Consider the following 25,784-nt stretch of genomic DNA (forward strand, 5'->3'; position numbering starts at 1 on the left):
CTTTCCGTTAGCGCAGCAAATCCCTGGAGCCGCTCCATGACCGAATATCCAAAACCGCCTTATCCTCCGCAACAGCAACCGATGCCCGGTTCGACCCGCGCGATGAATCCGCGACCGGATCACGGCGAGGAGACTTACAAGGGCGCCGGGCGCCTGGCCGGAAAGAAGGCAATCATCACCGGAGGCGACAGTGGCATCGGCCGCGCGGTCGCGATCGCCTATGCCCGGGAAGGCGCGGACATCGTCATCGCCTATTTGAACGAGGACGAGGATGCCGCCGAGGTGAAGGCGCTGGTGGAGCGCGAAGGACGCAAGGTCGTCCTGACCCACGGCGACATCCGCAATCCCGATCATTGCCGCGCGATCATCTCCCGCACCGTCGAGGCGTTCGGCGCAATAGACATCCTCGTCAACAACGCGGCCCATCAGGACACGTTCAAGGAGATCGGTGATATCAGCGACGAGGAATGGCAGCGGACGTTCGAGACCAACATCCATGCCATGTTCTATCTCAGCAAGGCTGCGGTGCCCCACATGCGCCCGGGAGCGGCGATCATCAACACCGCGTCGGTGAACTCCGACATGCCGAATCCGACCCTGCTGGCCTATGCCACGACCAAGGGCGCCATTCAAAACTTTACCGGTGGGCTTGCCCAGATGCTGGCGGCGAAGGGCATTCGGGTCAATGCGGTCGCCCCGGGTCCGATCTGGACGCCGCTGATTCCATCGACGATGGCGGAGGACACCGTGAAGAATTTCGGCAAGCAGGTGCCGATGCAACGGGCCGGCCAGCCGGCCGAGCTCGCGACCGCCTATGTCATGCTCGCTGATCCGCTCTCGAGCTACACATCGGGAGCGACCCTTGCGGTCACCGGCGGCAAGCCGTTCATCTGACCGAACGTGCGACGAGAAAGTGGCAGCCCTGCGAGCAGGGCCGCCACGCCCAGTACGTCTCGATCAAGCGGCGCTGGACGCCTTGGCATTGACGCCCTTGCGAAGCGCCACCGTGTTCAGCTTGGTGTTGGCGGCCTTCTCTTCGTTCAGGTTCGTCGTGAGGAAGCGCACGATGTCGTCGTGCCCGAGTTCCTCTGCCCATGCGATCAGCGTGCCGTAGCGGCACATTTCATAATGCTCGACGGCCTGTGCGTTGGCCACGATCGCGGCGTCGAGCACGGCCTTGTCCTCGATCTCGCCCGCGGTCTCATCGGCCTCCTTGATGATGCCGTCGATGGCGGGACAGTGTGTCCCGCTCGGCTCCTTGCCGAGCTTCGCGAACACCTTGCCGAGCCTGTCGACCTGCTTGTTGGTCTCTTCCAGATGAGCTTTCAGTCCGGTGACGAGGTCCCTGTTGGTCGCCTTGTCGATCATCTTCGGCAGCGACTTCAGGATCTGCTGTTCCGCGTAATAGATGTCCTGCAGCCCGTGCAGCAGCAGGTCTTCCATCGATTTGATGTCCTTGGTGAAGAATCCCATAAACGACGTCTCCTTTCACAATGATGGAACTGGAACGCCGCACAGCCGCAGCTGTTCCATTCCTGTGACCAGATCAGGAGAGCCGAATGAGCGATGGTGCGGATCATCTTGCGAGCCTGCTCGGACGGGCGGCGATGGACGTGTGGGGCGACATGCCGCGCGATATCCAGGAAGCGCTGTTCGAGACCGCCATGAAGGGACGGCCTGCGGAGCGGGAAGAGCTCGCACGGCTGCTGCACGAGCGGCATCCCCGTACGCTTCATCCGGCACGGCCGGGCTGAGCCGCGGCAGGAACGATCCGGCAAGGAGCCGATTTGTAAAATGGGTGAGGCGCGGTGAATGGGATTCGACGAAGCCCGTGAGCCGTGGCTCCGCCCAGGATCATATCGGTGAGTCGAGCGGCGTGACTGAAACCACTATCGGAAAATGGTACGATCCGATCTCCCAGAGATGGATTGTGCCGCGCGAAGCGCCCCCGGTGGCGGGCTACTCGCAGTCCAACCCGGAGAAGGGGTTAGAGACCCGCGCATCGGGCGAGGCGCAGCGGATCTGGGACCTGCTGGTGGATTGCTGCGCGTGCGGGTGATTTCCGAGCCGCACTATCATTGGCTTCGGCAATTCACAGAGTGATGACATAGACCGCGAAGGCAATGATGAGCGCCAGGCTCACGACGGCGGTGCTGATCAATATCTTGCCCATGGCGCGTCCGTGCTGTCTCGCAGCGTCAATGAAACAGCCGTCCTGTTCGTTCCGGACCATCAGCTGAAGGCAGCTCCGACTGTTCACATGTGAACAAAGGGCGTCGGCACCAAATGGCTTGAACTATATCATTTGATACAGACATGGCTGCGCCCGCTCTTATCATTGGCAATCCAGAAGGGCACCGCATGGTGCCATGACATGGAGACCCGATCGTGCTCAGGCGGCGTCGCGTTCAGCAAACCACCACTCTTCAAGAGCGGCTTGCGGAGTTCACCAGGACCATCCGCGAAAGGGCCGAGTCGTTGCCCGACGGTAAGGAGAGGGATGAGCTGATGAAACGGCTGAGAAGCGCCGACACGGCGTCAAACCTCGACCGTCAATTCGCCGGCAGGGATTGAGCTTACAAGGATTGAGCTGGAAGGCGTCAGCTGCGGTACCAGCTCGCCAGATTCCAAGTCGTGACGTCCCATCCCGACATGTCGACCATGAGGTTGTTGACCCCTGCGTTGACGATGTTGCGGGATAGAAGCGGCAGGAACACGTTGGCCTCGCAAAAAGTTTCGTCGACCTTGATCAGCAACGCGGCGCGCTTGACGGGATCGAGCTCGTTCTGTGCAGCCTTGTAGGCCTTGTCGGCCTCGGGATCGGACCAGCGCGAGACGTTGCGGCCGAGCCATTTGTTGTCCTTGTTGGAAATTTCCCAAGAGACGCACTGGTTCAGGAAGCGCTCCGGGTCGGGCTGCGGTTGCGTGGTGTTGTACATCTCCATGTCGGCATAGAACTTCGAGTAGGTGTCGGGATTGCCGACGTCGGATGAGAAGAACACCGATGCCGTGACCGCCTTGATCTCGATCTCGATGCCGGCCTTCTGGCAGGCCTGCTTGATGATGGCCTGCGTCTTCTGACGCGGCGCATTGGTCGAGGTCTGAAAAACGAATTTGAGCTTCTTGCCGTCCTTCTCACGGAGGCCGTCCGCGCCCTTGGCCCATCCGGCTTCATCGAGGATCTTGTTGGCCTTGTCGGCGTCGAACTCGTATTTCAGCTTGGGCGACTTGAACTGTTTGGGTGCGTTGACGAAGCTCGCGGTGGCGATGCCGCCGCGCCCGTAAATGAACTTCTGGATCGAGTCGCGGTCGATCAGCAGGTTGATCGCGCGGCGAACGGCAGGATCGGACAGCGTCGGGTGCTTGGTCTTGGGGCTGGAGCGCTCGCCGTCCACCTCGGTCCACGGGTCCGTCGTGTTGAGGATGATGAACTCGACGTTGCCGGAGGGCGTGACGTCGAGCTTGCCCTTGCCGCTGGCCTCCATGCGCTTGAGGACCTCCTCCTCCACCTGCATGTTCCAGGCATAATCGTATTCGCCGGTCTGCAGCACGGCGCGCGCCGCGGACACCGCATCGCCGCCGCCCTTGATCTCCAGCGTGTCGAAATGCGGCTGGTTCTTGACGTGATAGTCGGGATTGCGTTCTGCCCGGATCAGGTCACCGGGCTTGAACTCGACGAATTTGTAGGGACCGGTGCCGACCGGCTTCAGATTGCCGGGCGCTTCGCGCGACTTCGCGCCGACATAGTCGCCGAAATGATGCTTCGGCAGGATCGGGCCGACCGAGCCGACGAAGGGATCGGCCCAGAACGGGGTCGGGGCCTTGAAGAGCACCTTGATGGTATGGTCGTCGATCTTCTCGACCGTGATGTCCTTGTAGGAACCGGTGGTGTACGCCGCTGTGGCGAGATCCGAGGCGTATTGCCAGGTGAAAACGACGTCATCGGCGGTGAAGGGCTTGCCGTCATGCCATCTCACGCCCTGCTTCAGTTTCCAGGTCACGCTCAGGCCGTCCGGCGAAAGGCCGCCGTTCTGCTTGGATGGGGCCTCGGCCGCGAGGCAGGGGACGAGGTTGCCCTCCTTGTCCCAGCCGGCGAGGGGCTCGAAGAAGACGCGCGAGGCGATCTGGTCCTTGGTGCCGAGCGCGAAATGCGGATTGAGCAGCGTCGGGGCCTGCCAGAGCAGGATCTTGAGCGGGCCGCCGCCGCCGGCCTTGGTCGGCTTGTAAGGCAGCGTGGCGTCCGCCATCGCCACGTCGTTCCAGACCAGGATCTGGCTGGCGACCGGCGCTGCGATCCCGATCGCAGCCATCGTCTGCATGAACGAGCGTCGCGACAGCTTGCCCTGCTTCACCTCAGCGATGGACTTGCGGATTTCGTTCTCGTTCATCGGATGATCCCCACTTCACGGACAAGTCGTCACCGGCCAAGGCCCATCATGTTTCATCAAGGGCGAGGCGGCAATGCCGACAGGGTGAGAAAACCATGCGACGAAATGACGAACGTGCGGGGAGAGGTCTGAAGCCCGGATGGGGCCGAGCGCAAACCAGGATAAGTCCGGCCGCGGCAGGCGGCGCTCCGGATTGCGCTTCGCTCCAGCGGCCTGGGCCCAACGATCCGTGCCGTTTTGCCGTGATGCGCCTCATACTTGCGCAGGTGCATTCGTTCCCCCCATGCGGACGAACGGAGAAGCGTCGTCCGCTCCAGCAGGCCAATATGGATTTCAATTTCATTGATTTCGCGCTGCGGAGAAGCGAATACGGTTCCAATCATTGCCAAGCCATGGAGACCAAGATGTCGTTTCGCCTCCCCCTGATCCTTGCGACCGTGCTCGCCGCCTGGTCGGCCGCCGCTTCAGGCGAGACCATCAAGATCGGCGTGACGCCGGGGCCGCACGCCCAGATCTTCGAGGCCGTGAAGCCGATCGCCGCCAAGCAGGGTCTCGACATCCAGCTCATCGAATTCTCCGATTACGTCGTGCCGAACGCCGCGCTCGATGCCGGCGAGATCCAGGCCAATTCGTTCCAGAACCAGCCTTATCTGGACAACCAGAAGGCCGACCGTGGCTACAAGATCGAAGCCGCCGGCCTGACCGTGAATTTTCCGATCGGCGTCTATTCCAAGAAGCACAAGGCCTTCGCCGACATCCCCGAGGGCGGCAAGGTCTCGATCCCGAACGATCCGACCAATGGCGGCCGCGTGCTGCTGCTGCTGCGCGACAAGGGCGCGATCAAGCTGAAGGACGGCACGGGCTTCAAGCCGACGGTGCTTGATATCACCGAGAATCCCAAGAAGCTGAAGTTCATCGAAGTCGACGCAGCGCAGGCGCCGCGCGCGCTCGACGATGTCGACGCCGCGGCGATCAACACCAATTATGCAACCCAGGCGGGCCTCGATCCCGTCAAGGATCCGATCCTGCGCGAGGACCCGAAGGGTCCCTACGTCAATCTCATCGCCGTTCGCACGGTCGACAAGGACAAGCCCTGGGTCAAGATCCTGGTGGACAGCTACCACACCGCAGAGGTCAAGGAGTTCGTCCTGACCAAGTTCAAGGGCGCGGTACTGCCGAGCTGGTAGGCAGTCTGCCCAGCCAAAGTTCAGCTCAGGGCGATCCCGGCGGGCAGGCTTGCGTACGAGCCCTGCGCAATGCCCGCTTGTCTGGAGCTGCGGCAACCGACATCATCGGGGCCCATCCTCGTCCGACAGGGGTCGTATGAAACGCTTAGCAAACCTGAAACGCCTGGGGTTTTTCACGCGGCTTCTCGACGAGGCCCCGCCGGCCGACCGATATCGCTTCGCGGCCGAGCAGATCGTGCGCGCCGAGAAGGCGGGCCTCGATTCCGCGTGGATCGCGCAGCACCATTTCCACGAGCGCGAGGGCGGTCTGCCGTCGCCCTTTACTTTCCTCGGTTACGTCGCTGCCCAAACCTCGCGCATCCGGCTCGGTACTGGCATCGTCACCTTGCCGCTGGAGAATGCGGTGAGGGTGGCGGAAGACGCCGCGGTGCTCGATCTGCTCTGCAACGGTCGCTTCGAGCTCGGTGTTGGCACCGGCGGCAATCCCTCGGCCTTTGCCGCGTTCGGCCTCGACAGCGCCCAGCGCAACGAGATCTTTGCGCGCAATCTCGAGGTCGTCCGCACCGCGCTGGTGGGCAAGCCGCTCGACGGTGGTGACACGCTCTATCCACAGCGGCCGCAACTGGACAACCGGATCTGGCAGGCGACGTTCTCTGTGGCGGGCGGCGCGCGTGCCGGCAAGGCAGGCGATGGCCTGTTGCTGTCGCGTACCCAGCCCCGGACCAAGGAGGCGCCGAAGGCAACGCTGGCTGAGATTCAGAATCCGGTGATCGATGCCTATCTCGAAGCGCTACCGCCGGGACGCGAGCCCCGCATCATGGCTTCGCGTACGGTCTTCGTCGCCGACGACCGGACCGAGGCGATGCGCCTTGCCGATATCGGCCTGCGGCGCGCTCTGCCGCAATTCCTCAAGGGCGGCCACGCCAAGCCGGGCGAGACGCTGGAGGAGATGATCGCGGCGTTCGACACCCATGTCGGCGCGGCCGACGACGTCATCGCCTCGCTGCGCGCCGACGCCACCCTGGAGCGGGTGACCGATCTCGTCTTCCAGGCACATTCGGTCGATGCCCCGCATCCCCATATCCTGCGCTCGATCGAGCTGGTCGCGGAGAAGGTCGCGCCGGCGCTAGGCTGGGCGCGGACGGCGCCCGACGTGGCGCTGGCGGGTTAGTCGGAATGAACGCAATCGCGTTGCACGAGGCTGTAAGAGGCTGAATGATGGCTACGAAAGATATCATCGACACGCTCGCCAGGATCGAACCGGGTTCGGCTCTGGACGGCATTCGCGCCAAGCGCGTGCAGGCGCGCGACAATGCGCAGAAGAGCTATCTCTCTCTGTTCGAGCCGCTCGACGCCGGCGATGTCTCGCTCATCGAGCGTGCCGCAGTCGCGTTCTTCGTGATTGGCCTTCACCGCGAGCGGACTGTAGCTGCCTTCTATCGCGCGAAGTTAGCTGCGACCGCCGATGGCGCGCGCCTGGTCGAAGCGGTCGATGTCGAAATCGCGCGGGGCGAGACCTCGGGCCCCTACGGCGCCTTTCCGGCCGGACCGCTTTCGGTCGAGAACAAGGCCGGCCTGATCTACCGCGTCAGCGCGGAGCGCAAGGCCAGTCTCGGGGACCGGCTCGTTGCGGCGTTCGAGCATGCGCATCTGCTGGTATTCCGCCCGCGCGATGCGGCTGCAGCCGACATGAAGGCTCTGCTCGCCGCCGGCTGGTCGAACACCGGCATCGTCACGTTCTCTCAGCTCGTTGCGTTCCTGTCGTTCCAGGTGCGCGTCGTCACCGGACTGCGCGTGCTCGGTGCCTCGCTCGGGCGCGCCGCGAACGCCGCGGCCGGCGCGTAAGGAGGCTGCATCATGAGCGCTGCAAACAATGTCAATCCGCCCGTCGTCTTCACCCAGGATGAACTGGGCTGGGTGTCGTGGATCGATCCGCTGCCCGAGACTGAGCTGACCGAGCGGCATTTCGCCGGCCTCGTCGATCGCTCTCGTTCCAAGTCCGAATATTTTCGACTGCTGGTGCGCGATCCCGAGGTGCTGGAAGCCCGCACCAAGACCGACAAGGACATCTTCTACAACGTTGCCGACGGCCTGCCGCGCGCCGAGCGCGAGCTCGCAGCGGCAGCGACTTCGCGCTATAACGGCTGCATCTACTGCGCCTCCGTACATGCGCGTTTCGCCAGCACTTATTCCAAGCGCCGCGACGATGTGCAGCGGCTGCTCGACGAGGGCGTTGGCGCCGATCTCGGCGAGCGCTGGAATGCAGTCGTCAAGGCCTCGGTGGCGCTGGCCGCAACGCCGATCGCGTTCGGCCCCGACAATATTGATGAGCTGCGCCGCGCCGGTCTCGACGATGCGGAGATCGTCGACGTCATCAACGGCGCGTCGTTCTTCAACTGGGCTAACCGGCTGATGCTGTCGCTCGGCGAGCCCTCGAAATAGCCAATCTCACCGGCATGGAAATTGCTGGTTGTTTCAACACCTGACAGGATGGAGCCGTCCATGAGCAACATCGATCGTCGTACCCTGGTCAAGGGCTCGCTTGCCGTCATGATGGCGGGAGCAGCCTTCTCGCGCGCCGCGCTTGCGCAATCGTCCGAGCCGATTTTGCTGGGCGTCAGCGGTCCGCTGACCGGGCCGAACGCGCAATATGGCACGCAGTGGAAGCAGGGCTTTGATCTCGCGCTCGACGAGATTCAGGCGGCGGGCGGCATCAACGGCCGCAAGCTCGCCTACAGCTTCGAGGACAGCCAGAGCGACCCGCGCCAGTCGGTGGCGATCGCCCAGAAGTTCGTCTCCGATCCCAGGATCGTCATGGAGCTCGGCGACTTCTCCAGTCCCGCCTCGATGGCGGCCTCGCCAATCTATCAGCGCGGCGGGTTGGTGCAGTTCGGCTTCACCAATTCGCATCCCGATTTCACCAAGGGCGGCGACTTCATGTGGAGCACCTCGGTCAGTCAGGCCGACGAGCAGCCGCTGCTGGCGGCCTATGCCGTCAAACGTCTCGGCCTGAAGAAGCTCGCCGTGCTGCACCTCAACACCGATTGGGGCCGTACCAGCCGTGACTATTTCGTCAAGGCCGCGAAAGAGCACGGCGCCGAAATCGCCGTCACCGAAGGCTACATCGCGGAGGAGCGCGACTTCCGCTCCACGCTGGTGCGGGTCCGCGACGCCAATCCGGACGGGTTGATCCTGATCTCCTATTATTCCGACGGTGCGCTGATCGCGCGCCAGGCGCGCCAGGTCGGGCTGAAGCAGGTGATCTGCGCCGCTAGCTCGGTCTACTCGCCGAAATTCCTGGAGCTCGGCGGCGATGCAGTCGAGGACGTCCATGTCGGAACGCGCTACTTCCCGGAAGACCCGCGCCCCGAGGTGCAGACGTTCATCGCGGGCTTCAAGAAGAAGTACAACGGGGTGGAGCCCGACGCGTTCAACGCCTACGCCTATGACGCGATGAACATGGCGGCCGCCGTCGTGAGGATCGGCGGCGCCGACCGGCGCGCGATCCGCGACGCCTTCACGAAAGTGAAGGACGTCTCGAGCGTGATCTTCGGCAAGGCGACGTTCGACGTCGAGAGCCGGCGCGTCAAGGGCGCCATGAACGCCGAGCTCGTCGTGCGCAAGGGCCAGTTCGCCCTCTGGGACGGCAAGCCGACCTGAGGGGATTTTCTGCGTGTCTTCCTGGCTCGACTACACGATCAACGGGCTGATCGTCGGTAACGTCTACGCCCTCGTTGCGGTCGGGCTCGCGCTGATCTTTGGCGTCAGCCGGCTGATCAACTTTGCGCAAGGCTCGATCTATCTCGTTGGCGCCTATATCGGCTGGGTCGCGGTGGTGCAGCTGCATACGCCGCTCCCGCTCACCATCATCGTGGTCGCGGTGGCGGCGGCGCTGGTGGGCTTGATCATCGAGCGGTTTGGGCTGCGTCCGCTGCAGAACTCGGTGCGCATCGCGCCGCTGCTGGCGACCATCGGCATCAGCTTTGTGCTCGATCAGCTCGTGATGCTGACCTTCTCGCCCAATCCGCGCGCGCTGCCGAGCCAGTTGCCGGATGTCCGTTTCCAGATCGGCGGCGGCACGATCGGACCGCTCGATCTCCTCATCGCCGGCGTCGGCCTCACCAGCGCGTTGCTGCTGTTCGTGTTCCTGCGCTACAGCAAGCTCGGATGGGCCGTGCGTGCCACCGCGCAGGACCGCGACGCCGCGATGCAGATGGGCGTCGACGTCAATCGCGTCAATCAGGCCGTGTTCGGCATTGCGGCCGCGCTCGGCGGCGTTTCCGGCCTGCTGGTCGGCATGTACTACAACCAGATCGACACAGCGATGAGCCTGCAGGCGACGCTCAAGGGCGTCGTCGCCGAGGTCGTCGGCGGCGCCGGCAACGTGCCGGGCGCGGTGATCGGCAGTCTGCTGCTCGGACTGGTCGAGAGCTATGGCGTCGCCGTGTTCGGCACCAGCTACCGCAATCTGTTCGCGTTCCTGCTGCTGGTCGTGGTGCTCGTGCTGCGCCCGAACGGCCTGTTCGCCAGCGCCCGGCAGGCGCCGCCCGAGCCGCTCACCGGCACTTTCATTGCGCCGAGCCGCCCGGTGCGCATTCCGCGCTGGGCTCTGCTGATCGCTGCCGCCGTCTTTGCGATCCTGCCGCTGTTGCCGGTGTCGTTCTATGTGCTCCAGACCCTGATCAACGCCTGGCTGCTCGGCATGCTCGCGCTGAGCCTCACCCTGGTTGCAGGCACGATCGGTCAGGTCTCGCTGGGACACGCCGCGCTGCTCGCGATCGGGGCCTACACCTCCGCGCTGCTGTCGCTCACGTTCGCCGTGCCGGTCGGCCTTGCCATCATCGGTGGCGGCCTGATGAGTGCTGCGCTCGGCACGGCGCTGATCTCGCCGTCGTTCCGGCTGCGCGGACATTATGTGTCGATCGCGACGCTCGCGATCGGCGAGATCGTCTCGCTGGTGATCCTGAACTGGGAGAGCGTCACGCGCGGGCCGATCGGCATCTCCGGCATCCCGCCGCTGTCGCTGTTTGGCTATGAGCTGGTCAGCCCGATTTCGATTTACTGGTTCAGCTTCATCGTGATGGTGGTGCTGGCGCTGCTGCAGGGACGCCTGCTCGGCTCCCATCTCGGCCGCAGCTTTCGCGCCATCCGCGACGACGACATCGCCTCGCGCGCCTATGGGCTCAGCCTGAATCGCTACAAATCGCTGGCCTTCATCTTCGGCGGCTTTGCCGCCGGAGTCAGTGGCGGCATCGCCGCGCATCTCTATTCTTACATCAACCACGAGACCTTCAACACGCAGCAATCCATTTTGGCGCTGACCGTGGTGATCCTCGGCGGCCTCGGCAATGTCGTCGGGGCCATCGTCGGAGCGGTTGCGCTGGTCGGGCTGCCGGAAGTGTTCCGGATCGCGGCGGAGTATCGCATCCTGATCTACGGCATCGTGCTGCTGCTGCTGGTGCGGTTCAGACCGCAAGGATTGTTGGGGACGATGTGATGAGCACGACCATGCTGTCCTTGCGCGGGCTGACGCGGCGTTTCGGCGGCCTCACCGCCGTCGATGCCATCGATCTCGATCTCGCCAGGGGCGAGCTGATCAGCATCATCGGCCCGAACGGGGCCGGCAAGACGACGTTGTTCAATCTCGTGACCGGGCTTGACCGGCCGGACGCCGGGACGGTTCGCTTCGAGGGACTGGACATCACGGGTCTCTCGCCGGAGCGGCTCGCCGCCGCAGGCATCGCGCGCACGTTCCAGCTCGGCCGCGTCTTCGGCAATCTCAGCGTGATGGATAACGTGTTGATCGGTGCCCACACGCGGCTGCGTGCGGTCAAGCCGGCCGTGCCGGTGATCGGGCCATTGCTGGAATTGGGGTTGGCGTTGCTGCGCCCCGCCAGCGTCAAGGCGGAGGAAGAGCGGCTGCGCGAGGAGGTGAAGGTCATTCTCGCGCGCTTCGGCGAACGGCTGCTGCCGCGCATCGACCAGCCGGCCTACAGCCTCTCCTACGCCAATCGCCGCCGCGTCGAGATCGCGCGGGCGCTCGCGCTGAAGCCGCGTCTGCTGCTGCTGGACGAGCCGACCGCCGGCATGAACCCGACCGAGACCACGGAGATGCAGGGGCTCGTCGCCGAGCTGAAGGCCGAAGGCCTGACGATCTTGCTGATCGAGCACAAGCTCGAAATGGTGATGCGCCTCTCCGACCGCGTCATCGTCATGGACGAGGGCAAGAAGATCGCGGAAGGCCCGGGTGAACAGGTGCGCGGCGATCCCAAGGTGATCGAGGCCTATCTCGGCCACGGCCTGGCGACGAAGCAGGAGAGCGCGGCATGACGAACTCGCCTCCCGATGCGCTGCTCGCGCTCACCGACGTCGATACCTTCTACGGCCAGGCCCAGGTGCATTTCGACCTGTCGATATCAGTGCCGCGCGGCCACATCGTCTGCCTGCTTGGTGGCAACGCCAGCGGCAAATCGACGACGATGAAGATCATTTTAGGCCTGGTGAAGCCGCGTTCCGGTGACGTGACTTTCGACGGCGCCTCGCTGCTCGGACTGACCACGCCGCAGATCGTCCGCCGCGGCATCGCCTCGGTGCCGGAGGCACGGCGCCTGTTCGCGGACATGAGCGTGCGCGAGAACATCCTGATGGGCGCCTTCGTGCGCGACGACCGTGAGGCGATCGCGCAGGATCTCGACAAGATGCTCACGCTGTTCCCGAAGCTCGGCCAGCGGCTGTCGCAGCGCGCCGGCTCGCTCTCGGGCGGCGAGCAGCAGATGGTCGCGATGGCGCGCGCGCTGATGAGCCGTCCCAGGATGATCGTGATGGACGAGCCGACCATGGGCCTGTCGCCGCTTTACGTTGACCGCGTGCTGGAGCTGATCCGCACCATCAACCAGGAGGGCGTCTCGGTCTTCATGGTCGAGCAGAACGCCAGCCTCGCGCTCGAGATCGCGCACGAGGCCTATGTGCTCCAGACCGGTAAGATCGTTCTCTCCGGCTCCGCCCGCGCGCTGAAGGACGATCCGCGCATCCGCGACGCTTATCTCGGCGGCTCCGAGGCGGCGTAGCGCCATCATGGCCTGCATGGTTCGAGACGCCCGCGCAGCGGGCGTCTCGAAGGATGGCCGCAAGCACTGCTGCAGAACCGTGCCGCCCCCTCCGGGATTGCACTGGTCAGTATGACCATCTTATGAAAAGATCATACCGCTCGTGCGATGTGGCGTGCAGCAGACGGAATGATTGTCGTGACGAAATTATCTTTGCGGGCGGTCGAGCCCGGAATGGTGCTGCTGTTCGGCGGGCTGATCGCGGCCAACATCGGGGCCTGGGCGTGGGCCTTCGCGGCGTTCGGTGATCGGCCGACGGTGATGGCGACCGCGCTGCTCGCCTGGGTGTTCGGCCTGCGCCACGCCGTCGATGCCGACCACATCGCCGCCATCGACAATGTCGTGCGCAAACAGATGCAGGCCGGCGGCGCGCCGCGCAGCGTCGGCCTCTATTTCGCGCTCGGCCATTCCACAATCGTCGTGGTCGCGACCATGCTGCTCGCGCTCGGCGTCGTGAGCCTCGGTGGCGACAGCCTGCTCAAGGAGATCGGCGGCTTCATCGGCACCTCTGTGTCGGCGCTGTTCCTGCTGGTGATCGCGGCCATCAATCTCGTCATCTTCGCTGGCCTGTGGCGGACGTTTCGCGCGGCACGGGTGCAGGGGATTCACGACGCCGAGGGCCTCGATGCCCTGCTTGCCAATCGCGGCCTTCTGGCGCGGCTGCTCGGCCCGATGTTCCGCTTGGTGACAAAACCTTGGCACATGTATCCGCTGGGCTTCCTGTTCGGGCTCGGCTTCGACACCGCAACCGAAATCGGCCTGCTCAGCATCTCCGCCGGCGAAGCCGCGCGCGGCGCTTCGTTTGCCGATGTCCTGGTCTTCCCCGCGCTGTTCGCGTCGGGCATGGCGCTGGTCGATACCGCCGACTCGGCACTGATGGTGAGCGCCTATCGCTGGGCCTTTGTCGATCCGCTGCGAAAGCTCTGGTACAACCTCACGATCACAGGGGCTTCCGTGGCAGTGGCGCTGTTGATCGGCGGCATCGAGGCGCTCGGGCTGATCGCGGACCGGCTCGGCCTGACCGGCGGCGTGTGGGCATTGGTTGACGCGCTCAACGACTCGCTCGCCAATGTCGGCTTCGCCGTGGTCGCGTTGTTCGTGATCGCCTGGCTCGTCTCGGTCGTGCTCTATCGGCGCATGTTTGCAGTTGAGCGGCGGCGCGCGGCGGATGCGCTTATCGGCGCCGAGGCCACCGAAGCGGCCTGATCGACAATCCGCTGGCTCAAGCCGACGCCGCGCTCGCGACCTGCTCCGCCGGCAGATCGTCGGCGTTGGGATCGCCCGGCGCGGTGGCCCAGGCCAGTTCCACCAGCGTCACGAACCTGCGGCCGGCGCCGTCGAGCTGGCAGACGATCAGGCCCTGCTCTTCCATGTAGCCGAGCAGGCGTTGCGCCCGGCGCAGCGAATGCGAGCCGTAGGCACGTGCGATGGCGGCGTCGCCGGGACACGGCCAGCCTTCTTTCGCCGCGCGCGCGATCATCATGAACACGCCCTGCATGTCGTCGGGCAGGATCGAAGCGCGAAGCGAAACGTCCTGCCAGGCATCGTCCTCAGCATGCTCGGCGCCGAGCCCGGCGCGTGCGCGTGTCAGCATGCGGCGGAATTCGGTGAGGTCGGGTACCGCCGAGCCGAGCCCCTCGATGCGGCAGCGGACCACGAACTCCTGGTAGAGCACGCCGACCGCGCGGAAGCCGGCATCGGGCGCGGCGAGCACGGCACGCAGGGTTCGATCGACGCGTTCGCGCCGCTCCGCGAGCTCCTCGGCACTGATCGGGACCTCGATCATTTCGGAGCCGATCTCCGGTGCCGCAGCCTTCGCGGCGCGGAGCTGTTCGAGCAGATCGGGCGCGGGCCGGCGCTGCGGCCGGCTAGCATCGGGGGGCGGCGCGGCGAGGATCACGGCGCGCATATTTTCGAGTGCCGCTTCAGGCATCGGCATCAGCCGCGGCGTGGAATTGCGCGGCTGGGTTTCGGTCGCGCCGATGTTCAAACGCAGCGGCCGGCGTGACAGCGCGGGGCCGAGCGCCATGAATTGTCCGCGTTCGAGATCGCGAAAGGATTCGGCCTGCCGCCGCTCCATGCCGAGCAGGTCGGCGGCGCGCGCCATGTCGATGTCGAGGAAGGTGCGGCCCATCAGGAAGTTCGACGCTTCGGCCGCGACGTTCTTGGCGAGCTTTGCCAGCCGCTGGGTCGCGATGATCCCGGCAAGCCCGCGCTTGCGGCCGCGGCACATCAGATTGGTCATCGCGCCGAGCGAAAGCTTTCGCGCTTCGTCAGAGACTTCGCCCGCGACCGCAGGCGCAAACAGCTGCGCCTCGTCGACCACCACCAGCATCGGGTACCAATGGTCGCGCCCGACGTCGAAGAGTCCGCCAAGGAAGGCCGCGGCACGGCGCATCTGGTTCTCGGCGTCGAGCCCTTCGAGATTGAGCACGGTGGAGACGCGATGCAGCCGCGCGCGCTCGCCGGCAACCTGAAGGCCGCGTTCGGTGTGATCCTCGGCCTCGATCACGAGATGGCCGAAATGTTCCGCCAGCGAGACGAAATCGCCTTCGGGATCGATGATGGCCTGCTGCACCCAAGGCGCGCTCTGCTCCAGCAACCGCCGCAGCAGATGTGATTTTCCGGAGCCCGAATTGCCCTGCACCAGGAGGCGGGTCGCCAGCAGTTCCTCGAGGTCCATGGCCGCCGCGGCGCCCGCCGTGGTCTGCCCCATCTCGATCGCAACCGTCATGCCCGACTCAAGTCCCATCATTCGCGGACAGGGGCTTATCAACCCGGCCGCGGCGCGTCGAGCGCCACGGCGCAAATCATGGTCCGTTGCCCACGGCGCAGTTCAGGCGTGACGCGACAAACGTAGAAGTGCGGGCCGATAGGGGGCTTGTGGATCGTCGTCCTCATTCGAGGGAATGGCGCAGGAGCCGAATTCCTGCCTGATCCGCTCGATTTCGGCGATGCGCTCGTGCAGCCGCTGCAAATGCTCCGGGGATTTCGCCCGCCAGAATCGGAAGGTGTCGGCGGTGAGCGGCAGGAACGCGGTGCCGAACAGCGTCGGCTCGGGAACGACGGTGCGCCCGAGCAGCAGGAACCGGTCGTCGCCGGAGACGACGAGCGTCGCGTAGCCGCGATTTCCGATTCGCTTGATGCCGTTCAGCGACCATTCGGCGAGCTTGCTGAAATAGGGCTCCTCGCGCCAGCGGTCGGGGCAATGGTCATCGACCGTCACGTTCACGGCGTCCTGGCTGAAATGCACGATGATGCCCGACTTCGCCGGAAACCAGTCCTCGTCGAGATGGCCTTGCAGCCAGGCGCAGACGAATGAACGGCACATCTGGGGACGGCGCTCGTAGATGGTGCACCCGGTGCCTGTCTGCCAATGCTTGCACAGCTGGTTTACCGGCTTGTCGACGCCGGCCACTTCGAGGATGTCGCAGCAGGCATTGCACGAGCCGCATTGCCGGGTGGGCGGCGGCGCAGTTCGACCGGCTGCCCTGAACCCCTGGCTATCGCGAACGAGCAGCCGCTGTTTCTCGAGTGCGTTCAATGCGCGCTCGATCTTGAGGCGGGACAAGCCGGTCGCGTCAATGACGCCCTTTATCGTCGTTGCGCCGGCTTCCACGGCGCGAACGACCTGCAACGTCGCCTGATCCATCTTCGACTACTTGTTCTTCTGCCTTCCATCTGACGATTGCGCGCCGGTCGGGAACCTGCGGAACCGCCTGCCGGCCCGTCGCGCGGCGGATAATTCGGCAACTCGCATGGCTAGAACTCGCATGGATGCGATGTTTGCGCAAATCGGTGGCGTCCCGGGGACGGTCCGAATTGCGCCTGATCGCGATCGATGTGGCAATTCCGGGCAGCAAGGCCTCCCGCGCCCATGGTGTTACAGCGCGCCCGATCCGCCCTGCACGATCTTCTCGTTGAGCTTCAGGTCCACGGTCTCGACCGTGCGGTCGATCTCTGCATTGGGCGCGCCGAGCTGATGCGAGATCAGCTTGACCAGCAGATCGACGCGCTCGATGAAGGGCGCGCCGCCGGCCACCGCGCGTGCGGCCGATGACGGCTTCAGCAGGCTCTCGGCGGCCTTGGCGTATTTCGCGAACGGCACCTGATCCTGCGGATCGGCGCCCAGACGCCGGGCGATGGCGTCGACATGCTCGTAGATCGTCTGCGAGCGCGCGAGATCACCGTGCACGGCGTCGCGGATCGACTGCGGCTCGTGTGGCGTGATGCAGCGGTAGTTGCCGGTCAGCAGCATCGACCATTTCGCCAGCGGCACGAACAGAGAATCGAACACTTTCAGCTTCACCGGCACGTCGTGGCCGTCGAGGGTCACCGCATCGATGTCGGCTTCGAGCTCGCGCAGCACCTTGTTGTGCTTCTCGTCGGCGAACACGGATGCTTTGAAATTTGTGGGCAGACCGACGTGAAGCACGTTCGCAGCCTCTTCCGGCGGACGGAACGCCTGCGGGTCGGGCGAGCACAGGGTTACGAGCCCCGGCTCGAAGCGCTCCCACACCTGCGCGTTGGTGTAGGCCTCCTCGAGATCCATGTCTGCGAGCGAGGGAATCCGTTTCAGATAGGGCAGCGGCGGCATGTTCATGATCGACAGGCACGGCAGCTTCGCCGCGGCGATCCTGACCATGAGAACGCGCACCGTGTGGTTGGTGTATTGCGGCTCCTGCATCGCAAGGCCGACCATGTCGTAGCGCGACAAGTCCACATTGGCGGGTGTCACGGCGTCGAGCTTGCCGGGCAGGTCGCGCGAGAAGATGGCGCGGTGAACCGCCTCGTCACGCAACTTGATGCGCACCTCGGTCCCCTCGCGGTTGATCAGCTCCGCGGTCTTGGCGCGGCAGACCAAGGTCACGTTGTGTCCCGCCATCAGCAGCTTCGTGCCCAGCAGGGAGCCGTAGGAAGCCCCGAGAATCAGGATGTTACGCGCCATGCCTCGTCCCTTTGCCAATTTGTGATTTTTGAGCCCCGGCCGTCATCCGCGGCCGGGTTTGGCGGGCATGTAAGGCAAAGTGCGTGAGGATGGCAACTGGGATAATGGATACAAGGGCCGGGCGAATATGACATGGCGGGATCGGGCGGAGTGCATCCGGGGCTGCTCGGCCCAGCGTTCGGTACCTTCCCGGATTACGCTTGCACTCCATCCGGGCTACGGGACCTCCTCTGTGTCGCCCTCTGTCAATCTATCTTCGCGAAAATATTCCAATTTACCGAAATTCGGAAATGGCGTATGTGTCGCGCATCCCGGCTCATCCTTGAGGGGCGATCTTGTGGTCGTCACGTTCGCGAGCCGGGCTTGCGGTGGACGCGGCAGCGTTCGGGTGCGAGAGGCCAAGGGCAGGGCGGATTGCTCTCCGTGAGCCCAAGGCTTCGTTCCGACGAGCGGCGCTGCTAGGCTTCGTCTCGTCTGTAAGTTTCCGGCTCCGTCGACAGGGCTGGAAAAACTGCGGCGAAATGGCGAGCCGTGCGTACGGCAAAACCGTGTGGTCCTGGCCGTCGTTGCTACGGTCAAGCTCTTGCGGATGCGGCATTCGCGTCAACCGGCGCGGTGTCGGCGACTTCTGTGAGGGCGAGGGAGGCCAAAGAGAACTCGGCTCCCGGGAGAGCACGGCATAAGCCGTCCAACCATCGCGCAGGGAAGGCCGAGTGATTGGCTACACCTGTATGCTGCTGTGCGGTTTCCTTGCGCTATATTTTCGCGCAGCGGACCGCGGGTGCTAGCCGGCACCCGGCCTTCCCTGCGCCCTCTTGGACAAGAGGGTGGAGTGACGAAGCAAAACTCGGGCGAAACGCGCCGCGAGGATGCGAAGGCGTGTCTGCAATCTGAATGCGAGCTGGAAGAGTGCCGCTGCCGCCTCATACTCCGTCATTGCGAGCGCAGCGGAGCAATCCAGTCTGTCGCCGCATTACGCCATGTCGCCGCTGGGTCGCAGCTCTGCGCAGCAACGCTCGCGTGCCTCACCCCTGGTTCGCCATGCGCGCGCGGTCGAGATGCTCCTCGATCTTGGGGCGGTCGCGGGTGCGCTCGAAACTGGTGCAGAGCAGTTCGGTCTCCTCGAGCGAGACCGGGGCGCGATACAAACGGCACATGAATTCCGCCGTTGCGCGTCCCTTGCCGGTACCCGGCCCGCGTTCGGCAAGAAACATGCAGTCCCGGCACACGCTGGCATCGAGCCGCTGATGTGCTGCGTCGAGGTGATTGAGGATGTCGCGCAGCGAATCGCGCAGCCTGACGCACTCGTCGGGTCCGAGCGCCGTGACCGCGTTCAGCACGTGATTGATCGGATCGTGCTGGCTCAGGCACTTCTCGCCCTGTGCGGTGACGTGCAGCACGACAGAACGCTTGTCTTCGTGCGACGGTTTTCGCACCAGGAAGCTCTTGCTCTCCAGCGTCTTCACGATCTGCGATGCAGTTGCCCTGGTTGCGCCGATGAAGCCGGCGAGCGCGGACGGCGTGCGCGAAAACCTGTTGGCGCGGCCGAGAAAGCGCAGCGCCATCCATTCCCGATCGCGCAACCCATGCTGATCGCCTTCGAAATACCAAGCCCTCGCTGCCTGAACCAGCAGCTCCACGGCTTCTCTTGCCAATGGCATGAATTCCTACCTTGCCCCGGGAGTCACGTTTGCGGCGCCCCCGAGCCGCCTTCCGCCGTCGCGAATGAGCCGTTTGCGAGAAGCCGTACTACCGGCAATGTTCGACACATGCACCGTGCTCTTCTCTCGCGTGAAAGCACGGACTGCCCGGCCCCCGACCTGGACCAATGGGCACTGCAAGCTATGGCACGGTAAGCGGCGTTGCTGATGGTATGCCATTCGCGGCGTTGTCGTACGGGAGCCCGAATAGCCGTCGCCAGCAGACGATGGATCGGAGTAGTTCAACCGAAGCCCCTAAGGTTCAAGTCACACGCAGACGTTTCTTATCTTCCGACGAAACGATGAATGACCTTCTCAACAAAATCAAGTAGAGACCATCTCGCAGACAGGATGTCGTCGCAGGCGAATGTAACGTTCAAGACAATCTCGCTCTTCGGGACACATGATGGTGAACGCAATACGCTGTCCCACGAGCAACATGCACGCAACTATGCGACGGTTTTATTGCACGGCACGTTGTTGGCTGTCGTTGATGCAAGTTGACCGAAGCTTGTGCATGACGACGATGTGCGTCGGCATGTCATCCACAACTTGTGCGTTCTGCCAAGAACTGTCCGGGGGAACTCACAGGAATTACACGCGGCGGTTGTCCGGGTCGGATCGAGAAGTCGCCGGTTCAGTCGCATTCGGCGCGGCTGCGCGATTTCCCTCACCCGAACGGTGGAGGCGATCACGGCTGAAACCGGAGACGGGCGTGCATGTGCATGCGCTGGAAGCGTGGCGGCATGCGCAATCGCCTGTCGAAAACAACGAGCAAGGTGCGATCGCGGGGCGCCTCGCGCCCCGACCCAAGCTGAGACTTGCTAGTCGCCCTTGAGCATGTCCCGCAGCTCGCGGAACGGATCGGCGCTTGGCGGAGCCGAAGCGTCCTGCCGCATCGCGCCATAGATTCTCGGGACCATGTCGACCGCCTGGTCGAGCCCCGAATCACGTCCCGCCTGGTATCCGCCCATCAGGCGAAGGTCGCGCGTGTCCTCGTATTTGGCGATCATGGCGCGCAGCTTGCTCACCAATTCGCGCTCTTCGGGGTCCCAGACGTTATGGGCGAGACGGGAGACCGAACCCAGAACGTCCACCGCCGGGTAACGTGCCTGGTCGGCGATGTGCCTGGAGAGCACGATGTGCCCATCGAGTGTGCTGCGGATGGTATCGGCGATCGGCTCGTTGTGATCGTCGCCGTCCACCAGCACGGAGAAAATCCCGGTGATCGTCCCGGACCCCTCCTCGCCGGGTCCGGCGCGCTCCAGAAGGCGCGGCAGATCGGTGAAGACGGTGGGTGCGTAGCCGCGCGCGACTGCGGGCTCACCTGCGGCGAGCGCGACTTCACGGGCGGCGTGGGCGAACCGGGTGATCGAATCGACCATGAGCAAGACCGATTCGCCCCGGTCTCGGAAATATTCGGCGACCGCCATGGCCGTCTTCGGCGCCAGTCGCCGCATCATCGGGCTCTCGTCGCCCGTCGACACGATCGTGACGGCGCGGTGACGGTCGGCGCCCAGCACGTCCTCGATGAACTCGCGCACCTCGCGGCCGCGCTCGCCCACCAGGGCCAGCACGACGGTGTCAAAACCCTGGCTGCGGGCGAGCATCGCAAGCAGCGTCGATTTACCGACACCGGAGCCGGCAAAGATACCGACGCGCTGGCCGGCGCAGATCGGGGCGAACAAATCGATGACGCGTACGCCGGTGCGCAGCGGCTTGTGGACCCGCGCGCGCTTCATGGCCGAAGGCGCCTCCGCCTCGGCCGAGACCGGACGCGACCCGGGGGTGAGAGGGCCCTGTCCGTCCAGCGGCGCCCCGAGCGCGTTGATCACGCGGCCCTTCCAGCTCGGATCGGGTGCGAAGGACAAAGGAGGCATCCGGTAGGCGACCGAGCCGAGGCCGCCGGCGAACTGCCGGTCGAACGGCTTGGCGATGATGCCCTCGCTGTCGATCCGCACCACCTCGCCGATCTGGGGCTTGCCGCCGGAGTTGACGCCGATCAGTTCGCCGAGCCTGACGAAGCGCGACAGGCCGGAGACACGGAAATGCGTCGACGCGATCTCGGAGATCGCGCCGCTGACGCTTGCCAGGGGAGTGCTCTGCTGAAGCTCCAGCAGCGCCCACTCAAGTTGCCGAAGAGCGTTCAAGGAAACCGTCCAACCTCATTGCGCGCGGGGCGCAGTCTATTTGCCGGGTTCGCCCAGCGTCCGGATTGCGTTCTGGAGCGAGCTCTCAGTGCCCTCGATCATCGAATTGGTGCCGTCGAAGGCGCGCGAGGCCGCGATCAGCTTCGTCAATTCCATCATCGGATTGGCGCCTGAGCCCTCGACATAGCCCTGCTTGAAGCCGTCGCGGGAGAAGTCGGCGATGGCGGTCGCAGGCCGGTTGGGCGTGACGCCCGAATTGCCGTAGCGGTCGAGATTGGCGTCGGCGGGAATGTTGAACAGGCCGATGGTGCCGATCTCGTTGTTGTCCTGGGTGATCGCGCCGCTGCGCGCGATCGAGACCGGTCCGCCGTTCGGATCGAGGGTGATTTGCGCGCCACCGGAATCGATGACGGGGAAGCCGGAGACGGTCTGAAGGTCGCCGTTAGCGGCGATCTGGAGTCGACCGTCGCGCGTATAGACCGTGCCGTTCGGACCGGCGAAGGCGATCCAGCCCTGTCCGACCACGGCGACATCGAGCGGGTTGCCGCTCTCAGTGATGCTGCCCATCTCGCGCGAGATGATGTTGTCGCCGGGCGAGGAGAAGGCGACCGGGTTCGCGCCCGCCTTGGACAACACCGTCTCGAACTTCACCACGTCGGTGCGGAACGCCGCCGTGTTGACGTTGGCGACGTTGTTGGCGATCGTCTGGAGGCGTTTTTCGAGGGCGACCTGCGCCGACAATCCTACATAGAGGGCCGATTGCATGACTTACCTGTTGAAATGACTTACCTGTTGAACTTGATGTTCTGAAGTGTCGTGAGCACGTTGGTATCCATGCCAATCGACGTCGTGGCGCCGCCGATCAGGACCAGCGCCGGGTTGGTCGAGGTGTCGCTCTGGGCCCGGGTCGCATCCCACATCGCCGCGAAGCGCTGCACGAATTTGGTGACCTTGGCCGGATCCTGGAAATCGGTGAGCTTGATCTTGCTCGTGATCATCTTGGCCTGGGCATCGATATCAGCCGAGCTGATCGTCGACGGCAGGCCGAGCGCCGTCTGGACCACTTGCGTCATCGCCTTGTCCGCGAGGATCTGGTAGGAATTGGTGATCGTGGAAGCCTTGCGCGTGAAATAGAGCGCCAGCCGCAGGCCCTCGTTCTGGTCGCCGGCCTTCTCCTCCATCGTCTGCGTGACGTATTGGGTCGCCGTGCCGGTCGTGGCCGCGGCGGTTTGGGTCGCCTTGTCGCCGAGGGCGGCGAAATTGAAAGCGGCGGCGAATTGCCGGTAGCGGATGTCGGTCAGCTTGTTGGCGAAGGTCTTGTTGTCGGCGATACCCTCAGTCAGCACCTTGCGCATGAACGCCTTGGCGTAGGTCATGTCGCTGAGGCCATATGCCTTCATCGCGTAGGAATAGAGGCGATAGTCCTTCAGGAAGTCGTCGATGGTCTTCACGTTGCCGATGTGGCTGAGGAAGTAATCGGTGTCGCGGCTGACGTCCGGCTGCGTCGCGACCTGTGTCAGCGACTTGCCCATGTCCTTGGTCAGTCTGGTGTAGTCCGCGATGGTGGATAGCATGACCCGCGCCCCTCTGGCCGCTTTCGCGACGTCGTCCCAAGCTGCCGTGAATCGCTTGCGCGAGGCTGGCGAGGGGGAAGCCAGCCTCGCGCAAGGCTCACCGACTAGATATTCCCGATGGGATCGGTGATGGAGCGGCGCGTTGGGCAGTTTCGTGGGGATCGTCATCACGGTAGCGGCACTGCTGGGCGGATTTGCCGCCATGGGCGGGCATCTGGGCGTGCTGATGCAGCCTTGGGAGTTCGTGATCATCATGGGCACCGCGGCCGGCACCTTCATCATGGCCAATCCCTGGAAGACGGTCGCGGATACCGGGCTTGCCTGCGTGCAGGCAGTGACAGGGGCGGTGCCCGGTCAACGCTACTATCTCGATCTGCTCGGCGCGCTGCACGCGCTGATGCGGGAGCTGCGGGGCAAGGGCCGCAACGAGGTCGAGGCGCATATCGACGATCCCGCGTCCTCCGAGATCTTCAAGGCGTTCCCGAGCGTGCTCGGAGATCCGTCGCTGCTCCAGTTCATCTGCGACTACGTCCGTCTCATCATCATGGGTAACGCGCGAACGCATGAGATCGAAGCGCTGATGGACGAGGAGATCCACACCATCGTGAAGAGCAAGCTGGCGCCCTACCATGCGCTGGTGGTGGTCTCGGAAGCGCTGCCCGCGCTCGGCATCGTCGCCGCGGTGCTCGGCGTCATCAAGGCCATGGGTGCGCTCGACCAGTCGCCGAAGCTGCTGGGCGGCTTCATCGGCGCCGCCCTCGTCGGCACCTTCGCCGGCATTTTCCTGTCCTACGGCATCATTTCGCCCTTCGCGATGAAGGTGAAGATGACGCGCGAAAAGCGTTGCCGGCCCTACATCATCGTCAAGCAGACGCTGCTGGCGTTCATGAACGGCGCCATGCCGCAGATCGCCGTCGAGCACGGCCGCAAGATGATCGCGAGCCCCGAGCGACCCTCGATCGACGTCGTCGAGAACGAGACGATCGCGGGACCCAAGGCGGTCGTGACCGAGGTTGAACCGAAGGCTGCGCGCGCATCATGATGGAAGCCCTCGACGTCGATCAGCGCAAGCCGCTGCCGAACTATCTGCTGGACGCCGCCGGCATCTCGATCGAGCGCATGCCGATGCTCAATGTGATCTTCGATCGCATGGCGGCGTCGTGCACGGACAGCCTGCAGCCGATGGCTGGAACGCCATGCTATTTCTCGGTCAACGGCATCACCAACGACCGTGTCGGCGACATCATCAAGGACTACGAGGCCAATGCGGTTGCGGCCGTGCTCTATGCCGAGCAGTGGGACTCCCGCATCATCATCATGCTCGACCGCGACTTCGTGTTCACGATGGTCGAGGCGATGTTCGGCTCCGACGGCGCCGAACCGCCGCTCGACGTCGAGCGCAGCTTCTCGAACATCGAGATCCGCCTGGTCCAGGCGCTGTTCGAGCGGTTCGCCAAGGCGCTGCAATCCGCTTTCGCCGGCACCTCCAACGTCACTTTCCGCGTCGAGCGGGTCGAGACCGCCATGGCATCGCTGGCGATCGGGCGGAGCGGCAACATGTCGATCTGCGCGAACATCATGCTGCAGGCACTCTACCGCGGCGGCCAGATGTTCCTCATCATTCCGCACTCCGCGCTCAACCCGCTCAGGCAGAAGCTCGCGACCGTGGTCGTGAGCGACGGCCGCGCGGCCGATCCGCGCTGGCGCGAGCAGATGGAGACGGAGGTTCACCGCACCGAGGTGACGCTGAGCGCCGTGCTGGACGAAAAGATGATTTCGCTCGGCGACGTCGTGAAGTTCCAGGTCGGCCAGGTGCTCGAGCTCGAAGCCACGCCACGCACGCTGGCTCGACTCGAGAGCAACAACCAGGTGCTGTTCTGGTGTCAGATCGGCCAGCTTGACGGCTATTACGCCATGCAGGTGGCAGATCCCGTCGATCAGAAACGGGAGTTCGTCGATGATATCCTATCTCGTTGATGCCGTGCTGCTGATCGCGCTCGCCTTCACCAGCATGCGGGTGACCCGGATGCATCGCGAGCTGGCGCGGTTGCGCAGCTACCAGGGCGAGTTCTCGACCATCGTCCACGAGACGGCGGGCGCCTTCGACACGGTCATCACCGCAGCGCATGATTCCACCGCAAATCTCGGGCGGCTCGCCAACGTGCTGAGCACGAAGATCGATCAGGCCCACGAGGCGATCGCGGCGCTCGATGCGAGGAGCGGGCTCGCATCCGCAGCGAGCGCGGGCGGCGCCGACGTGAACAAGCATTGAAGCCGAAGCCGGCGGAATAAATACGATCGGAACGTCGCGGCGCTCCGGGAGCGGAAATACCAAGAGGCGATACCAGATGGCGCAATCCTTCGACTATGAGTCAGCATCGGCGGCCGACGAGGGGCATACCGAAGCATCTCCGCTGGAGCGGTTGGCGGAGATCGCCGCGCGCACCGCGGAGGAGACCGGCAAGTTCGCCAATGTCGATGCCATCCTGCGCATTCCCGTGACCATGCAGGTGGTGCTGGGATCGGCGACCATTCCGGTGGCAAATTTGATGAAGCTCGGCCGCGGCGCGGTGGTTCCGCTCGACCACAGGGTCGGCGAACCCGTCGACGTCGTGGTCAACGGCCGCGTCGTCGCCCGCGGCGAGGTGGTCGTGGTCGAAGAAGACAATTCCCGCTTCGGCGTCTCGCTCACCGAGATTGTGGGCCCGTTGGGGCAGGGTGATACCTGACC

General features: G+C 64.4%; 25 protein-coding genes. 16 read left to right on the forward strand and 9 right to left on the reverse strand.

What is annotated here, in order from left to right; translation table 11 throughout:
- Positions 1–36: 36 nt before the first annotated feature.
- Positions 37–894 carry a glucose 1-dehydrogenase gene (locus N551_RS0132440; RefSeq protein ID WP_027570457.1) on the forward strand — a complete coding sequence of 286 codons (858 nt, stop codon included), beginning with the start codon at positions 37–39 and terminating at the stop codon, positions 892–894.
- A 63-nt stretch (positions 895–957) separates the two neighbouring features.
- On the opposite strand, the gene N551_RS0132445 is transcribed toward N551_RS0132440, so the two are convergent.
- Positions 958–1,473: a ferritin-like domain-containing protein gene (locus N551_RS0132445; protein ID WP_027519885.1), complete on the reverse strand. Its 516-nt coding sequence runs from the start codon at positions 1,471–1,473 to the stop codon at positions 958–960.
- A gap of 86 nt (positions 1,474–1,559) precedes the next feature.
- Between N551_RS0132445 and N551_RS0132450 the strand changes: the two genes are divergently transcribed.
- Positions 1,560–1,754 carry a hypothetical protein gene (locus N551_RS0132450; RefSeq protein WP_027519884.1) on the forward strand — a complete coding sequence of 65 codons (195 nt, stop codon included), beginning with the start codon at positions 1,560–1,562 and terminating at the stop codon, positions 1,752–1,754.
- A gap of 122 nt (positions 1,755–1,876) precedes the next feature.
- A complete protein-coding gene (locus N551_RS0132455; RefSeq protein ID WP_155810078.1) occupies positions 1,877–2,059 on the forward strand; it encodes a hypothetical protein in 183 nt (60 codons plus the stop codon).
- A 541-nt stretch (positions 2,060–2,600) separates the two neighbouring features.
- Here the strand turns inward: N551_RS0132455 and N551_RS0132470 are convergent.
- Positions 2,601–4,388, reverse strand: coding sequence for a peptide ABC transporter substrate-binding protein (locus N551_RS0132470; RefSeq protein ID WP_027570460.1), 1,788 nt, complete (start codon positions 4,386–4,388; stop codon positions 2,601–2,603).
- A 392-nt stretch (positions 4,389–4,780) separates the two neighbouring features.
- Here N551_RS0132470 and N551_RS0132475 point away from each other — a divergent pair, with 392 nt between their 5' ends.
- From N551_RS0132475 to N551_RS0132515, 9 genes are all read left to right on the forward strand, one after another.
- The gene (locus tag N551_RS0132475) at positions 4,781–5,575 is read left to right on the forward strand and encodes a MetQ/NlpA family ABC transporter substrate-binding protein (RefSeq protein ID WP_027570461.1); all 795 of its coding nucleotides are present in this window, start codon (positions 4,781–4,783) and stop codon (positions 5,573–5,575) included.
- 136 nt (positions 5,576–5,711) lie between these two features.
- A complete protein-coding gene (locus N551_RS0132480) occupies positions 5,712–6,746 on the forward strand; it encodes a putative FMN-dependent luciferase-like monooxygenase (protein ID WP_027570462.1) in 1,035 nt (344 codons plus the stop codon).
- A 47-nt stretch (positions 6,747–6,793) separates the two neighbouring features.
- Positions 6,794–7,420 (forward strand): CMD domain protein, encoded by a 627-nt coding sequence (locus tag N551_RS0132485; protein WP_027570463.1) that lies wholly within the window; start codon positions 6,794–6,796, stop codon positions 7,418–7,420.
- Between the two features lie 12 nt (positions 7,421–7,432).
- Entirely contained in the window at positions 7,433–8,017 is a 585-nt protein-coding gene (locus N551_RS0132490) for an alkylhydroperoxidase domain protein (protein WP_027570464.1), read from the forward strand.
- Positions 8,018–8,077: 60 nt separating this feature from the next.
- A complete protein-coding gene (locus tag N551_RS0132495) occupies positions 8,078–9,235 on the forward strand; it encodes an ABC transporter substrate-binding protein (protein ID WP_027570465.1) in 1,158 nt (385 codons plus the stop codon).
- A 13-nt stretch (positions 9,236–9,248) separates the two neighbouring features.
- Positions 9,249–11,072 (forward strand): ABC transporter permease, encoded by a 1,824-nt coding sequence (locus tag N551_RS0132500; RefSeq protein ID WP_027570466.1) that lies wholly within the window; start codon positions 9,249–9,251, stop codon positions 11,070–11,072.
- Positions 11,072–11,905 carry an ABC transporter ATP-binding protein gene (locus tag N551_RS0132505; protein ID WP_027570467.1) on the forward strand — a complete coding sequence of 278 codons (834 nt, stop codon included), beginning with the start codon at positions 11,072–11,074 and terminating at the stop codon, positions 11,903–11,905. Before N551_RS0132500 ends, N551_RS0132505 begins: the two co-directional genes overlap by 1 nt.
- Positions 11,902–12,642 (forward strand): ABC transporter ATP-binding protein, encoded by a 741-nt coding sequence (locus tag N551_RS0132510; protein ID WP_027570468.1) that lies wholly within the window; start codon positions 11,902–11,904, stop codon positions 12,640–12,642. Before N551_RS0132505 ends, N551_RS0132510 begins: the two co-directional genes overlap by 4 nt.
- Before the next feature lie 213 nt (positions 12,643–12,855).
- Positions 12,856–13,887: a HoxN/HupN/NixA family nickel/cobalt transporter gene (locus N551_RS0132515; RefSeq protein WP_081747978.1), complete on the forward strand. Its 1,032-nt coding sequence runs from the start codon at positions 12,856–12,858 to the stop codon at positions 13,885–13,887.
- A 16-nt stretch (positions 13,888–13,903) separates the two neighbouring features.
- Here N551_RS0132515 and N551_RS0132520 read toward each other — a convergent pair whose 3' ends face one another.
- The 7 genes from N551_RS0132520 to N551_RS0132555 form a co-directional block, all read right to left on the reverse strand.
- Positions 13,904–15,415 carry an ATP-binding protein gene (locus N551_RS0132520; protein WP_027570470.1) on the reverse strand — a complete coding sequence of 504 codons (1,512 nt, stop codon included), beginning with the start codon at positions 15,413–15,415 and terminating at the stop codon, positions 13,904–13,906.
- Between the two features lie 102 nt (positions 15,416–15,517).
- On the reverse strand, positions 15,518–16,333 hold the full coding sequence (locus N551_RS0132525; protein ID WP_027570471.1) for a YkgJ family cysteine cluster protein: 816 nt from the start codon (positions 16,331–16,333) through the stop codon (positions 15,518–15,520).
- 231 nt (positions 16,334–16,564) lie between these two features.
- Positions 16,565–17,629, reverse strand: a complete 1,065-nt coding sequence (locus N551_RS0132530) for a ketopantoate reductase family protein (RefSeq protein ID WP_007595931.1) — start codon at positions 17,627–17,629, stop codon at positions 16,565–16,567.
- Between the two features lie 1,025 nt (positions 17,630–18,654).
- Positions 18,655–19,290, reverse strand: a complete 636-nt coding sequence (locus N551_RS0132540) for a MarR family winged helix-turn-helix transcriptional regulator (protein ID WP_027570472.1) — start codon at positions 19,288–19,290, stop codon at positions 18,655–18,657.
- An 863-nt stretch (positions 19,291–20,153) separates the two neighbouring features.
- Positions 20,154–21,479: a flagellar protein export ATPase FliI gene (gene fliI / locus N551_RS0132545; protein ID WP_018453953.1), complete on the reverse strand. Its 1,326-nt coding sequence runs from the start codon at positions 21,477–21,479 to the stop codon at positions 20,154–20,156.
- 36 nt (positions 21,480–21,515) lie between these two features.
- Positions 21,516–22,244: a flagellar basal-body rod protein FlgF gene (gene flgF, locus N551_RS0132550; protein ID WP_007595915.1), complete on the reverse strand. Its 729-nt coding sequence runs from the start codon at positions 22,242–22,244 to the stop codon at positions 21,516–21,518.
- 20 nt (positions 22,245–22,264) lie between these two features.
- The gene (locus N551_RS0132555; protein ID WP_027570473.1) at positions 22,265–23,053 is read right to left on the reverse strand and encodes a DUF1217 domain-containing protein; all 789 of its coding nucleotides are present in this window, start codon (positions 23,051–23,053) and stop codon (positions 22,265–22,267) included.
- Between the two features lie 142 nt (positions 23,054–23,195).
- Between N551_RS0132555 and motA the strand changes: the two genes are divergently transcribed.
- The 4 genes from motA (at position 23,196) to fliN (ending at position 25,782) form a co-directional block, all read left to right on the forward strand.
- A complete protein-coding gene (gene motA / locus N551_RS0132560) occupies positions 23,196–24,095 on the forward strand; it encodes a flagellar motor stator protein MotA (RefSeq protein WP_007613972.1) in 900 nt (299 codons plus the stop codon).
- Complete coding sequence (locus tag N551_RS0132565; RefSeq protein ID WP_007613971.1) at positions 24,092–25,030, forward strand: flagellar motor switch protein FliM; 939 nt, start codon at positions 24,092–24,094, stop codon at positions 25,028–25,030. The genes motA and N551_RS0132565 overlap by 4 nt, the downstream gene beginning before the upstream one ends.
- Positions 25,011–25,325: a hypothetical protein gene (locus N551_RS0132570; RefSeq protein WP_027570474.1), complete on the forward strand. Its 315-nt coding sequence runs from the start codon at positions 25,011–25,013 to the stop codon at positions 25,323–25,325. The genes N551_RS0132565 and N551_RS0132570 overlap by 20 nt, the downstream gene beginning before the upstream one ends.
- A gap of 76 nt (positions 25,326–25,401) precedes the next feature.
- Entirely contained in the window at positions 25,402–25,782 is a 381-nt protein-coding gene (gene fliN, locus N551_RS0132575) for a flagellar motor switch protein FliN (RefSeq protein WP_027570475.1), read from the forward strand.
- Positions 25,783–25,784 lie beyond the last annotated feature (2 nt).

This window comes from Bradyrhizobium sp. URHA0013, assembly GCF_000518345.1.
Taxonomy (GTDB): domain Bacteria; phylum Pseudomonadota; class Alphaproteobacteria; order Rhizobiales; family Xanthobacteraceae; genus Bradyrhizobium.